A 14312-nucleotide genomic window follows, 5' to 3' on the forward strand; every position below is an offset into this window, starting at 1 on the left:
CTTCCGCGTCGCTGAGATCGAACATCAACCGATGCGCTAATTCTTTAAAATAAGCGGGTTCTTTGATTTCTTCCATCCTTCTTCTCCTTCTTTGCTTCTTCCTTTACTGTTTCTTCTTTTACTTGTTTCTTCTTTTAGTTGTTTCTTTTTTCAGTTGTTTCTTTTATTTCCGCCAGAGCGTTTCAGCCTTGCTTTTTTCAGCTGGCTTATCAAGGACCGCGCTTTTCAAACGGAGGTCAGCTGATATCCAGCACCGTGGTTTTCATCGTGCCTTTTTCGCGGTGCAGAATCATCACGGTTTCTTCCAGCTGCTTGATCTCAATGATCAGCTCCATGTCCGTACTGGAGAAATTGGCCGACAGCTCGTTAAGCAGCTGCATCAGAGAGTAGATCTCCGTGTAGCTCTTGGCCTGAACGGTCACGGTGATCTTGAGATAGTCCGCCGTGTCGTTGGTGTAGCGGGCCTTGCCGATGATATTGACATTTTCCGGCATGAAATCCTTGACGCCAGCCTTGACCGTGCTGAATTGGGACGACAGCACACCATCCAGTGCTGTCGCCTGATCGCTTGGGATCAGCACCCATTGTTCCTCAATCGGCGTGAACTGGCCGCTGCGGCTGGTGAACAGCCCCTGGCCGATGAATGCGCCCGGGACGCTGGAGCTCGTTGAATTCGAGCTGTAAAACGTGATGTAGATCGGCAGATCGGCATCGACTTCGGCTTTGTTGCGGAAGTAGCGTTCCAGTTTGCGGCCGATCGTGCTGGCATAGGTATACAGCTTGTCCTGCGGGATCTGTACGGTACTGTCGCCGCTGGTCACAGAGCTGTTCATCAGAATACCGACCGAAATGCCGTTGAGCGTTTTCTGGTCTTCCTTCGAAATGAAATCGATCTCAACGATGCCATAAACGATGTAGGGACGTTCCAGGATGATCGCGTCGCTGATCTCAAAATTGCCGCTGGGATTCAGTCCATAAGAGTGATCGCTGCTTTCGTAACGCTGCAGCTCCTGGATATCTTCATACTCCAGAATCTGACCGGCCTGCAGATAATTGTCCTTGACCGAAAAGTGCTGCTTACTTAATTCGATCAGCTCTTTCGGCATCTGCATCAAATCAAAGCGGCTGTTCGTATTCCCCCGCCAATACCGGCCTTCGGACAGTTCGTGAGGCAGCAGCGTCTGGTAATCGTCCGAGGAATAGCTGCTGATCACCGTGCCGTCGCCGGTTTCCTCCGGCGCTTTCTGGGCGCAGCCGGCCAGGCTCAGCACCAGGCTGAGCACCAGCGGAATCAGACCCCAGCGGTTATTCCGCATGGCGGTTGACCTCTTCCATGAATTCGCTTTCCGTCATCGTCGCGACGCCCAGGCTCTGGGCCTTCGTCAGCTTGGAGCCGGCGTTTTCACCATAGATCACAAAATCAGTGCGCTTGGAAACGCTGCCGGATACCGTTGCGCCCAGATGCTCGAGCAATGCCTGAGCTTCCGGCCGGGTCATCGTCGCCAGGGTGCCGGTCAGTACGACCGTCTTGCCGGTGAAGATCGTTTCCACCTGTTCCTCTTTCAGACAAATCATATTCAAACCATGACCGATCAGGGCTTCGATCAAATGCTGATTGGCTTCATCATGGAAGAAGTCCAGCACAGTCTGCGCGGTGATCGCGCCGATGTCCTTGATTTCTTCCAGTTCTTCATAGGTTGCCTGCATCAGGGCCTGCATTGTTTCAAACCGGTAGGCCAGAATTTTCGCGGCCTTCTCACCGATCTGGCGGATGCCTAAACCGTACAACAGCTTCTCCAGTGAATTCTGTTTCGAGTTCTCAATCGCTTCCAACAGGTTATCAGCGCTTTTCTTCCCCATTTTCGGGGTTTCGAGAATTTCGTCGTAATGATCCTTCAGGTTGTAAATATCCTCGACGGTGTTCAGCCATCCCTGGGAATGAAACAGCTCCACGCGTTTGACGCCCAGTCCGTCGATATTCATCGCGTCGCGGCTGCAGAAGTGAGCGATCGACTCGACAACCCGCGCCGGACAGTCGTTATTGATGCAGAAGTGATGGGCTTCGTCAGGATAACGGACAAGCGGCATCCCGCAGACCGGACAAACCTTTGGAAAAACATACGGCACCTGTAAGCCGTCGCGTTTTTCCGGCACGCTCGCGACAATTTCCGGGATAATATCGCCGGCCTTGTGGACGATGACGTAATCGCCGATCCGGATATCCTTATCCCTGATCATATCTTCGTCGTGCAGCTGCGCGAAACCAACGCTTGTCCCTGCCAGACGCACCGGCGTCAGCTGGGCGTTCGGCGTGATCTTGCCAGTCCGGCCAACGGTAACGAAAATGTTTTCCAGCCGTGTTACGGCTTCTTCAGCCGGGAATTTATACGCGATCGCCCACTTTGGGGTTTTCGCTGTAAAGCCTAGCTGCTGCTGCTTTTCATAATCGTTGACCTTGATGACGATGCCGTCGATCTCATACGGCAGATCGCTGCGCATTAACGTCAGATCCTCGACAAACTGCCACACTTCCTCTATATTGCGGCACAGCCGGTTCAGCGGATTGATCCGGAAACCCAGGCTGTGGATGAAATCGAGCGATTCCGAGTGCTGATGATGTCCCAGCTGCGGCCCCTGCGGGACATGGTACCACAAAGCGTCCAGACCGCGCGAAGCCGCGACTTTCGAGTCCAGCTGGCGGATTGAGCCGGCTGCCGCGTTGCGCGGATTGGCGAATTCTTCCTCGCCGTTTTCCCGGCGCTTCTGGTTTAAGCGTTCAAAGCTGGCTTTCGGCATGTAGACCTCGCCGCGGACTTCCAGCTCGCCTTCATATTCAATTTCCATTGGAATCGATTTGATCGTGCGGACGTTATGCGTCACGTCCTCGCCCACGACCCCGTCGCCGCGGGTCACGGCATACTGAAACCGGCCGCCCTGGTAATTCAGCGACATCGCCAGACCGTCGATTTTGCATTCGCAGCAATAGTCCACCGGTCCGACTTCAGCTTCCGCTTTGCGGGCAAACTCAAAAAGTTCTTCCTTATTGAAGACGTCGCCTAATGAAAGCATCGGGCGTTTATGCGTAATCTTATTAAATTCTTCCAACACCTGACCGCCGACGCGCTGGGTTGGGGAGTTGGGATCGAACAGTTCGGGATGCTGCTGCTCCAGGGTGATCAGCTCCCGCATCAGTTGGTCGTACTCCGCATCGCTGACGGTCGGATGGTCCAGCACATGATATTCGTAGTTATATTGATTCAGCTGCCTGCGCAGCGCGAGAATGCGATCTTCGCTCATCACTGTACCTCCTGAAATATCCAGTTTATTATAGCATAAGAACAAATGTTTTCTTCATCATCTTTACCAAGTTTACGCAATCTAATCGTTCCCCGGCCGCTTCTTTTCACTTTCCTTTTACATCCCGCTTCCTCACAGCGGGCTCCCGCGATCAGATCCGTAACGGAATCTCGGAAAATTTATCGGATCGAATCCGCAGCCGCGCCGTGCCTCTCACCCCTTGTTTCCCAGAGCCTCTCACTCAATGCTAAGAGAGAAAAAAAAGAGCGCCGTCAAAAACGACATAAAAACCCTCCGGTTTCCCTGATTTCAGGAGCGCGGAGGGTCTTCTGTTTTTCTGCATTCAATCCAAATTTTGCGTTCAATCCGACTTCTAACGCAGCTTACGCCACCTTGGAATACCTCCTGGAATTCTCGCTTTTCCCCAAGTCTGCGATGCAGGCCCTCGCTTTGGTTCTGCCGCAAGCCGGCAGCTGCCGATTCAGCCTAACACCAGGAGAGGATTATTCAACTTCCTCGGCTTTCTGGATTGACGGATGGGTCGCCATGATCTTGCGCACGCCGAACGGAAAGGCAAACGCGATTTTCAGCATGCCTTCGCTGTATTCCAGCACAATGCCTTCGCCGAAAGCGGCATGGCGGACGTGATCGCCCTTCTTCCACTTCGTCCGCGGCTTGGAGGCGAGTCTTTCCTCAAACGGTGCTTCGTCCTCAAACAGCGCGGAGTGCAGCTTGATTTCCTTCGGTTTGCCGGTATCGAAGGTCGCACCGATGTGTTCGATGTATTGCGGATCGATTTCCTTGATAAACCGCGACGGCACTTTGATCCGGCTTAAAATGTAGCTGAAGCCCGAGCTTTCCGTCAGATACAGCTTGTTCTGGGCGCGCGTGAAGGCGACGTACGCCAGCCGGCGTTCTTCCTCCAGCCCTTTCAGCTGGCTTTCCTGCATCGCGCGGTCGTTCGGGAAAATCCCTTCGCTCATCCCGTAGACAAAGACCGTATCGAATTCCAGCCCCTTCGCTGCGTGAACCGTCATCAGCTGGACGTGATCGCCGCCGTCCTCCGCGCCTTTATCGCCATACAGCGAAACCAGCTGCAGGTATTCTTCCAGCGAACTGTCCGGGTAATTGACCGTATAGCTTTCAATATCGGTGATCAGTTCCTTCAGGTTTTCCAGCCGCTCATTTTCCTTATCCGCTTCCAGCATTGAGCGGTAGCCGCTGTCCAGCAGGATCATTTCCAGCAGCCGGCTGATCGGTGTCGAAGGCGCCAGATTCTTCCACTTTTCCACCATTTTAACAAAGTTGTCGATGGTTGTCTGGGCCTTGCCGCTGACAACCTTTTCATCGCGGATAACCTCGTACATCGTCTTGCCTGTTTCGCGGGCCCGCTGCACGATCGTGTCCATCGTCTTGTTGCCCAGCCCCCGCCGCGGAACGTTGATGATCCGCATCAACGCCAGATCGTTGCTGCCGCACACCATCCGCAGATAGCACAGAGCGTCCTTGATTTCCGCTCGTTCGTAGAACTTGATGCCGCCGTAGATCACATACGGAATCCGCTGTTCGATCATCGCTTTTTCAAGCGCGCGGGAGAGGTAGTTGGAACGGTAGAGAATCGCGCAGTCGCGGTAGCGCTGGCCTTGCTTGTGCAATTCGTTGATCTTGCAGGCAATCCAGGTCGCTTCATATTCTTCCCCGGCGCTGGAATAATGCGTGATCGCGCCGTTGTCCGGCCGGCTGGTGAACAGATCCTTTTCCACACGGTTGCGGTTGTTGTGAATCAGCGCGTTGGCGCCGTTCAGGATGCTTGGCGTCGAGCGGTAGTTTTCGTTCAGAACGATGGTTTCGCACGGCTGGTAGTCTTTTTCAAAATTCATGATGATGTTGACATCCGCTCCGCGCCAGGTATAGATCGTCTGGTCCGGATCACCGACGACATAGACGGAGTTGTCATTGCCGGCCAAGAGCTGGATCAGATCGTACTGGATCTTGTCGATATCCTGGAACTCGTCGACGTGGATATAATGGAAACGCTGCACCCACTTGGCCTGGATTTCCGCGAACTGGCGGAACATCCGCACGGTATACAGAAGCAGATCGTCGAAGTCCAGCGCGTAGATCGCCTGCTGGCGGTTGACGTAATATTCGTAGACCTTCGCCTTGTCGTTTTCCCCGCGCAGATCGCCGGCGAACACATAGGCCCGCTCCGGGCTGATCTCAGCGGCTTTGTTATTGGCGATGTAGTCCAGCATCGAACCGAAGGTATAGGTCTGCTTATCCAGGCCGAATTCCTTGTAGGCTTCCTTCAGAATGCTGCGCTGATCGTCGGCGTCCATGACCGTGAAGTTGCGGGGCATGCCCATCGCCGGGATATCCTCGCGCAAAATTCGCACGCACAGCGAGTGAATGGTTGAAATGAACACAGCGTTGCCTTGTTCCGGAAGCATCTGCCGGATGCGCTCCTTCATTTCGTTGGCGGCCTTGTTGGTAAAGGTGATCGCCAGAATTTTATTCGGCCAGACATGACACTGCTCGATCAAATGCGCGATCCGCATCGTCAGCACGCGCGTCTTGCCGCTGCCGGCCCCCGCGATAATCCGGACATACTGACTCGACGTCAGCACGGCCTTTTTCTGATTTTCATTCAGCATCTCAATTGAAACCATTGTTCGCCACCTCTGCTTTTCTATCTTTAAGCTGATTTTCACGGACTTGAAAAATCACATCTCTCTTGATCTCCGCGCTCTGCAGCTTCCTGTGAAATCCCTGAAATTCAAAGAGTTGATTCAGACTTTCTATATTATACATGAAACCCGGGTCTTTTCTACCCTGAGCCGCGGGTTTCAGAATTTTCATTTTTTCCGACGGAGCCCGCCACGGTTAAAAGTCATTCACTTGAGGCCTTGCGACGTATTTTATCGCCGCGGTCACCCGGACTCCTCACTGTAAACAATCATATCGTTTAGCCCTTCCCCACCTTCACTCGGCAATCTGCATGTCCATCGCTGCGCATGGAAAGGAAAAGGAAGGTCAACGCGATCCTTCCTTCTGACGCAGCATCAATGTCCAGCGGCCGATCGGCGCGAAGCCCAGCCGGCTGTAAATTCTTCCCGCTTCCTCGTTTTCGAAGAACAGGCACGGTTTTTTACCTTCGCTTAACAGCTGTCCGCACAGCGCCGTCATCACCGCGCTGGCTAATCCCTGGCGCCGCCAGTCCGCACGCGTCGCTACGCCGCCGAGGATCGCCGCTTCCGCGGTTTCCGCCGTGCTGTTGGCCTGGCAGATCACCTGGCCTCCCCGCTCAATGATGAAATGGCGGCCTTCCCGCGTTTCAATCCGGCGCGCGATCATCGCCGCTTCATTATCCGTCTGAAACACCTCGTCCAGCAGCCCTTTTATCCGGCCGGCATCCTGCGGCCGGGCTTCGCGGATCTGCGGATCCGATACTGATTCCGCCTTCAATGTGTTCAATTCGCAGAACAGACATTCCTCACGGCTGAAGGCATCCAGCACCAGCCCCTCCAGCACCTCTTTGCGGCCCTGGATCGCCTGGATTTCATACTCCTGAACCAGTCGTTCAACAAACTGCGGATCGACGCGGTTTTCTTCGCTGGCAATCACCAGGTTATGATAATACACCAGATAAATGCCATGTACAAATTCATCCTTATCAATAAAAACGGTTTGAAAACCCTGGTTGAATCCATAGTTCTCAATGTCCCCGATCAAAAACAAATTCAGCGACGGGTTTTGCCTCAGATAAGCCAGACATTCCTGCCGATGTTTTTCGCTGCAGCGAATCATCATCGCAATCACCTCGATGACTTCTATTCTATCAAACTCTGAGGTTGAGGTGAACTATTTTTTCAACTTTCTTAATTTTTCCAGCATTCTCCGCGATTCCCATCAAGCCATGCTATAATGTACAAATAAGGAGAATCAAAAGGATGAAACGAATTGCAAATCAATGGAAAGATTACGAATGCTGCGACGCGGGCGATGGTGAAAAGCTCGAGCGCTGGCAGAATATCATACTGCGCCGGCCGGATCCTCAGGCGGTCTGGAAGCGCACAGAGCACGCCGGATGGAACCGCGTGCATGCGCATTATCACCGTTCAAACCGGGGCGGAGGAAGCTGGGAATTCAAACAGGCCGTCCCGGAGACCTGGACGGTATCCTATAAAGAGCTGACCTTTAAGGTTTCCCCGACCGGCTTCAAGCATACCGGACTGTTTCCGGAGCAGGCGGTCAACTGGGATTGGATGCAGAGTAAAATCCGCAAGGCCAAAGCCGCCGGCCGGCCGGTCCGGATCCTGAACCTGTTCGCCTACACCGGCGGAGCGACGATGGCGTGCGCCAGCGCCGGGGCCGATGAAGTCGTGCATGTCGATGCCAGTAAAGGGATGGTTCAGTGGGCCAAGGAAAACATGACGCTGTCCCATCTGGAAAACCGCACAATCCGCTTTATCGTTGACGACGTCCTGAAATTTGTCGCGCGGGAAAAGCGCCGCGGTCATACCTATCAGGGCATTCTGATGGATCCGCCGTCCTATGGCCGGGGGCCGAATGGCGAAGTGTGGAAGCTGGAGGATCAGATCAACGAATTAGTGAACGCCTGCCTGGAGATTCTGGACGACGACGCGCTGTTTCTGCTCGTCAATTCCTATACGACCGGATTTTCCTCCATCGTTCTGGAAAATATTCTGCGCACAACCGTGCTGCGCTGTCATCCGAAGGGTTATGTGTTCGCCGGGGAAGTCGGGCTGCCGATCACCCAGGATCACATGATCCTGCCGTGCGGAATTTACGGCGCATGGAGCGACGAAGACGATGAAGTTCAAAATTCTTTATGAGGATAATCACCTGCTGATCGTCGTCAAGCCTGTCAACATGGCGGTGCAGGCCGACGACAGTCGGGACCCGGATCTCTTAACGCTTTTAAAGCAGGACTTAAAAGAGCGGTATCAGAAACCCGGCAATGTCTACCTCGGTTTAGTCCATCGGCTGGATCGCCCGGTCGGCGGCGTCATGGTGTTCGCCAAGACCTCCAAAGCCGCGTCCCGGCTCAGCGATCAGGTCCGCACCCGCGGCTTAAAGAAAACCTATCAAGCCGTTTTATGCGGCCGCCCGCAAGCCGCTTCAGCGACGTTGAAGGACTGGCTGATCAAAAATGAAAAGACCAATACTGTGCGCACAGCCGCTCCCAACACGCCGAAAGCCAAGGAAGCGATTCTAAGCTATCAGATCCAGGGCGAAAAAGAAGGACTGACGCTGGCTGAGATCCAGCTGGAAACCGGCCGGCCGCATCAGATCCGCGTGCAGTTTGCCAGCCGCCGCACTCCCTTGTGGGGCGATCAGCGGTACAATCCGCAGGCTCGTCCCGGCCAACAAATCGCACTGTGGGCAGTGTCGCTGACGCTGCGCCATCCGGTGACGCAGGAAACAATGACGTTTACCTGTCCGCCGCCAGACAACGTTCCATGGAATTTATTTTTTCCATCTAAATAATGAGAGGAGTTCACGATCATGGCAACAAAAGTACCTGTGAAAAAGCGCAAGGTTAAGCGCAGACGGCGCAGACGGATCCGCAAATCTGTTCTGTTCGGTTTGATCGGCATCGCCGCGGCAATCGTGCTGGTCTTCGTTCTCACAACCATTCCGAAAATTACAACCGACAACAAGCTGAAAGGTCTGGGCTATTCCAAAGAAAGCATCGCGATGATCAAGCGGCAGAAGCTGACCAAAACGATTCTCAACGATAAGCTGTATTCCGACAATCTTAACGCCGCCCTGGCGTCTGAAAATTTCAACAAGGATTATCTGCGGCTGTATCTGGTGACCGATTCGCTGAGCGAGGACGACACGCGGCTTTACGACCGCCTGCGGGCCCGGAATTATCCCGAGGATTCATGTTTGAAATTGTTTGAGAAATTAAATTTCTGGGAGATCACACCGCTGTTGGTCTTTGATTACGTCAGTGATGTCGACGCTTATATCCAGGACTGCACCGATCATCGCGACGTCAACAGCGAGAATCATTTTGAGCTGAGCGGCAGCTACGTCCACTGGTATGACAGCACGTCGGCTTCCGACGCGAAAGATGTCAGCATGATCGTGAACAAGCGCTATTACCTCGGTGAAAACTACGCTCCGGATGATCTGGTGCCGTTAAGCCTGACCTATGCCGCGAAGGATTGTTACCTGCGCCAGGAAGCGGCGGACGCGATGGCTGCGATGTGCGACGAGCTGAATGCCGGCGGCAAGCCGAAGATGTATGCCTCCTCCTCTTACCGCGATTATCAGTATCAGGTCGATCTGTACAACGGCTACGTCAATTCCAAAGGTCAGGAGTGGGCGGATTCAATTTCAGCCCGGCCGGGGTTCTCTGAGCATCAGACAGGACTGACCGTCGATATGGCCGCCACGGGCGCGCAGCTGTCCAAGTTCGCCGATACTGAAGCATTCCAATGGATGCAGCAGAACGCACACCGCTTCGGCTGGATCCTGCGTTATCCGGAAGGGAAGGAAACGATCACCGGTTACAACTACGAAGCCTGGCATTATCGCTACCTGGGCGTCGAATTGGCGACCAAGGTGCATGATTCCGGTCTGACCTATGACGAATATTACGAACTGTATCTGCGTTAAATACATTCTAATCCGACGATCCGGTTTTCTCTGCCGGATCGTTTTTATATTAACCGCTCTTGTCTGACCTGTCCTGTTCCGCAGGACTGATGGACGCCTTCGGCCATCCTGCAGCTTCTTCCTGTACAATGAAATTCTTATTTTCACTGACTCCATCAAAAAAGCCTAACATCCCGTCAGGCCAATTTGTTTATTATCATTAGCTTTATACTTCGACAATCCCCAGAGAAGCCAGCACAATCGCCAGCACCAGCACGGTGATGATCAGACGGTTGGAATTCATCCACTTTTGTCCCAGCATCCAGTAGCACAAGACCGCGAACAGCGCCGGCATCAATCCCGGCATAATCGAATCCATGTATTTCTGAAGCGGGAATTCCTGCAGCAGCATTTCCCCGGTCTTCGGATCCGTGCCCAGACTGACCGTCAGCGTCTTCAGCGGAAATTTCACCATGGTGGCGATCATCCCGCCGACCACGGTTAATCCCAGCACGGAGGCCGCGGCCGTAACGGTTTCCTTAATCCCAGACAACGTATTGACGATTTTAGCGCCCTGTTGATAGCCGATATCATACAGCTTAAACCGCAGCAGCAGTACGCCGATCAGCCAGATCTCCCAGATCATAATGCCGACGACACTGCCTTCCTTGGCCATGGTCGCCGCGATCGAACCAAATACCGCGCCGGGAATCATGCTGAAAATGGTATCCCCAACCCCGGCGAACGGTCCCATCAGCGCGGTCTTCATTGAAGATGCGACGTCGATGCCCGCGCCGTTTTCCTGCATTTCTTCCTCAATCGCAACGTTCATTCCGACAATGATATCCCCCATCGCCGGCGTCGTGTTGAAGAAAACAGAATGTGCCTGAAGCGCTTTTTTCTTCAGCGCCGGCTGATCCCCGTACAGCTTTTCAATCAGCGGAAGCATGGTTGTCAGATAGCCTAACCCTTGCATACGTTCGTAGTTCCATCCAATCTGGGAATTCCAGATCCAGCGGAGATTGATGCGGCGAAGCTCTTGTTTGGTCAGGCTTTTCGTCTGTGTCATAGCTTTGAGTCCCCCTTTTCTATCCCTTATATATTTTTACTATTATAGACCTATTAAATTTGATTTTCAATCAATAATTCAGCTTTTGTAGCATTTCCTGTGATTTTTTATTCCATGCTGATTTTTGACTTACTTTCCCTCTGTTGAAAAGCAAACAAGAACTCAAGATATAAAGAAAGATCCCATTGCAGAATCTGGCAAAGGATCTTCCTTTTCATCAAATAGTCATGCTCGCTGATGGGGTTCTTAAAGCTTAAAACATCTAAAGCAGCTGGATCTGCGAAGTCTCCGGATTTTTCTTCACCTGGGCCGCATACGCCTTGGCCTGATCGATCAAATGATTGATTCCGGTGCTGCGGTAAACACCTTTCTGAATCAGGATTACATCGTAAATAACGAATGGATCAATCCAGTTCAGCTGCACTAAGCCCATCTGCCGTACCTTCGGCACGCAGACATAAGGAATCAGGCAGATCCGGTTGTCATCCTTAGCCGTGTTGATGACGGCGTGGATACTGCCTAAAAACAACTCAGAGGCCGGGCGTGCGCCATTTTGCGCCAGACACCGGCGGAACTCGTCGGTGAAGCAGCAGTCCTCATAGGTATAGGAGAAATTTTCCCGGTTCAGATCACCGAGATGCACTTCTTCCTGCCGCGCCAGCCGGTGATTGGGCGAGGTCATCAAACACAGCCGTTCCTGAAACAGCGGAACGATCTGTTGCCCCTCGCTTTCCTGAGTATTGAGCATCTGGACAAATCCGATGTCCACCTCATTCTGATTCAGCCATTCCGGCACCCGCGCGCAGCAGATCGCGTTAACCTGCAGCGTCAGCTCCGGCTGCGTCTTTTCCACGGCCGCAAAGAAATCGCCGAATGCGAAACCGACCATCAGCTCGCCGCCGGCGACCCGGATCGTACCGATCGCCGATTTCGTCTGATCAAATTCATACTGCAGTTTGAAATACACACTGAGCATCTCGTCGGCATAGCGCATAAACCGCTTCCCGTCATAGGTCAGCTCAATTTTCCCATTGCGGTATTCCACCAGCTGAACCTGCAATTCATCCTCTAACGAACGAATGTGTTTAGCCAGGGTTGAGGGCGCATAGCTCAATTTTTCTGAAGTCTTCATGTAGTTTTTTTCCTGGGCTAAGGTCCGGAATGTGATCAGCTGTTTAATATCCATCGTTGCTCTCCTTCACTGCAAAAGCATCCACATTGAAAATGGATGCTTTTTTAATCATTGGTTATCTGTGGGACTACTTCGCGTCAGCAACGACCGTTTCGCCTGCCAGCTTACCGAAGACGACCGTATCAACAACCGCGTTGCCGCCTAAACGGTTAGCACCGTGGATGCCGCCGGTGATTTCGCCTGCTGCATACAGACCGGAAATCGGCTGTCCTGCTTCATCCAGAACACGGGTTTCCGTGTCGATTGTCACGCCGCCCATCGTATGATGGACACAAGCCTGACGGGCTGTCGCAACCCATGGTCCGTTCTCCAGCTTGGTGGAGTACAGCGTTCTGCCGAATTCGTCAGTTCCGCCGTCTGCCGCCGCGTTGAAGCTGTCGACAGTTTCTTTTAACGTCGCGGCGTCGATGCCCATCTGAGAAGCCAGATCATCCAATGTATCCGCAACTAAAATATAACCGTTTTCTTTCAAATAATCAAACGTAAATCCGTCGGCAGAACGCCAGTTCGGGTCGGTAATGTCAACATAACCCGCGCCGTCACCGGATTCCAGCATGTAGAACATCGAATCGGTCTGCGCCATAACCGCCAGACAGATCTCATCACGACGGCCGTCTTCACGAACGAAGCGCTTGCCTTCTTTATTGATGAAGATAATCTGATCCGTGCCGTTGACATCACGCGGCGGATATTTCGTCAGCTGGCCGTCTTTTACGTTGCCCAGATACAGCAGCTGAATCTGTTCCATATCGGTTAAGGAAGCGCCGGCTTCCAGAGCCATCGAGATGCCGTCGCCCTGCGAGCTGCTGAAACGGTTAGTCGTCATGACCTTGCTCAAATCGTTCCATTTACCGGAGGTGTTGTATTCCTGAACCATCTTGCTGTTGGCCGCGAAACCACCGGTTGCCAGAACGACGCCCATGTTCGCGCTGACTGTGAATTCATTGCCCGCCTTGTCCTTGCAGACAACGCCGGTTACCTTTCCTGCATCATCCTGAACCAGTTTTTCAGCGGTGCTGCTGGTCAGAACTGTAATCTTTTCATCTTTCAAAATGTTTTCAACATACGTTGAGATAAAGCCGGTGCCCATCTGCATCGTGCTCGTATGCGTTCTCTGCCACAAGCTGCCTGCGCCCTGGCCGATGATATCGCTGAATTCCATACCCAGTGATTCGATCCATTCCAGACCTTCATAGGAATCGTAGCACAGAACTTTGACTAAATCCAAATCGCCGACTTTATCGCCGTTGATCCATGTCTGCAAAGCATACCATTCTTTCGTATCGAACAGATCGGTACGGCCGCTGGCCTTGTATTCATCCCACTGCGCCTGAACTTCTTTCTGCAAAGCAGCATGCGCATCATTAATCGGATCTTCTGCCAGAGCTTTTTCAACGGTCGTCTTCACGGCGTCCGTCATGGTTACTTTGTTCTGCAGCGGTTCATCCGGTGTGTTGTAAATCGCGCCGCAGACTAAGGTATCGCCGCCGACTTCGCCGTTCTTTTCAACGATGACAACGTTAGCGCCCTTCTGGGAAGCTGAGATTGCCGCAGCCAGACCTGCTCCGCCGCCGCCAACAACGACAACGTCCGCACTCTGATCCTGCTGCGCTTCCGAAGCAACTTCTTTCATCCAGTTCGCCGGATCCGCACCCGCCTGAGTCAGGCAGTCTTTCACGGCATTGATGACCGCCGCGGAAGTAATCGTCGCGCCCGCTACGGTATCGACGTCTAAACTCTGATTGGCTACAATTTCTTCCGGAATTAAGACTGTCGGTGCTTTCCCGCCTTCGTCCAATTCCTTGCCGGCTGCATTTTTCAATACGCCGCCAATCCCCGGTGTTTCTGAATCCTTTGTTACCTTTACGGAAACAATGGCGTCCTCGCTGACTTCAACGGTGACTTCAACGACATCGTTCATTCCCTGCGATGTCGCGGTGTACGTCCCAGCCTTCATGCCTGTCGCAGCGGTCGGCTCATCCTTTTTCGGAGTTGAGCATCCGGCCATTGAACAGATCATGAGAAAACTGGTCAGTAAAAGCATTGCCTTTTTCATTCTTCATTTTCCTCCTTGGATCTTGTTAGAATTATATCATGTTATTTTTTTATCAACTCACACTAAAA

At 52.8% G+C, this 14312-nt stretch carries 10 protein-coding genes; 3 read left to right on the forward strand and 7 right to left on the reverse strand.

Going from position 1 to position 14312, the window contains the following annotated elements; all coding sequences use genetic code 11:
- Positions 1 to 236: 236 nt before the first annotated feature.
- The 4 genes from HOLDEFILI_RS17390 to HOLDEFILI_RS17410 form a co-directional block, all read right to left on the reverse strand.
- Positions 237 to 1316, reverse strand: a complete 1080-nt coding sequence (locus HOLDEFILI_RS17390) for a CamS family sex pheromone protein (protein ID WP_006061235.1) — start codon at positions 1314 to 1316, stop codon at positions 237 to 239.
- Positions 1306 to 3297, reverse strand: a complete 1992-nt coding sequence (gene ligA, locus HOLDEFILI_RS17395) for an NAD-dependent DNA ligase LigA (protein WP_006061236.1) — start codon at positions 3295 to 3297, stop codon at positions 1306 to 1308. The genes HOLDEFILI_RS17390 and ligA overlap by 11 nt, the downstream gene beginning before the upstream one ends.
- A gap of 503 nt (positions 3298 to 3800) precedes the next feature.
- On the reverse strand, positions 3801 to 5966 hold the full coding sequence (locus tag HOLDEFILI_RS17400; protein ID WP_006061238.1) for an ATP-dependent helicase: 2166 nt from the start codon (positions 5964 to 5966) through the stop codon (positions 3801 to 3803).
- Between the two features lie 364 nt (positions 5967 to 6330).
- Positions 6331 to 7104 (reverse strand): GNAT family N-acetyltransferase, encoded by a 774-nt coding sequence (locus tag HOLDEFILI_RS17410; protein WP_167317163.1) that lies wholly within the window; start codon positions 7102 to 7104, stop codon positions 6331 to 6333.
- 143 nt (positions 7105 to 7247) lie between these two features.
- On the opposite strand from HOLDEFILI_RS17410, the gene HOLDEFILI_RS17415 reads away from it, so the two are divergent.
- The 3 genes from HOLDEFILI_RS17415 to HOLDEFILI_RS18645 are packed head-to-tail and all read left to right on the forward strand — an operon-like array spanning position 7248 to position 9948.
- Positions 7248 to 8153, forward strand: a complete 906-nt coding sequence (locus tag HOLDEFILI_RS17415) for a class I SAM-dependent methyltransferase (protein ID WP_006061241.1) — start codon at positions 7248 to 7250, stop codon at positions 8151 to 8153.
- Complete coding sequence (locus tag HOLDEFILI_RS17420; protein WP_006061242.1) at positions 8131 to 8808, forward strand: RluA family pseudouridine synthase; 678 nt, start codon at positions 8131 to 8133, stop codon at positions 8806 to 8808. Before HOLDEFILI_RS17415 ends, HOLDEFILI_RS17420 begins: the two co-directional genes overlap by 23 nt.
- Before the next feature lie 18 nt (positions 8809 to 8826).
- Positions 8827 to 9948 carry a M15 family metallopeptidase gene (locus tag HOLDEFILI_RS18645; RefSeq protein WP_006061243.1) on the forward strand — a complete coding sequence of 374 codons (1122 nt, stop codon included), beginning with the start codon at positions 8827 to 8829 and terminating at the stop codon, positions 9946 to 9948.
- Positions 9949 to 10153: 205 nt separating this feature from the next.
- On the opposite strand, the gene HOLDEFILI_RS17430 is transcribed toward HOLDEFILI_RS18645, so the two are convergent.
- The 3 genes from HOLDEFILI_RS17430 to HOLDEFILI_RS17440 all read right to left on the reverse strand — a co-directional run bounded on the left by HOLDEFILI_RS17430 (position 10154) and on the right by HOLDEFILI_RS17440 (position 14244).
- A complete protein-coding gene (locus HOLDEFILI_RS17430; protein ID WP_006061245.1) occupies positions 10154 to 10996 on the reverse strand; it encodes a PTS system mannose/fructose/sorbose family transporter subunit IID in 843 nt (280 codons plus the stop codon).
- A 262-nt stretch (positions 10997 to 11258) separates the two neighbouring features.
- Entirely contained in the window at positions 11259 to 12182 is a 924-nt protein-coding gene (locus tag HOLDEFILI_RS17435) for a LysR family transcriptional regulator (protein WP_006061246.1), read from the reverse strand.
- Between the two features lie 73 nt (positions 12183 to 12255).
- Positions 12256 to 14244 carry an FAD-dependent oxidoreductase gene (locus HOLDEFILI_RS17440; RefSeq protein WP_006061247.1) on the reverse strand — a complete coding sequence of 663 codons (1989 nt, stop codon included), beginning with the start codon at positions 14242 to 14244 and terminating at the stop codon, positions 12256 to 12258.
- Positions 14245 to 14312: the final 68 nt, after the last annotated feature.

This window comes from Holdemania filiformis DSM 12042 (genome assembly GCF_000157995.1).
Lineage (GTDB): Bacteria > Bacillota_I > Bacilli_A > Erysipelotrichales > Erysipelotrichaceae > Holdemania > Holdemania filiformis.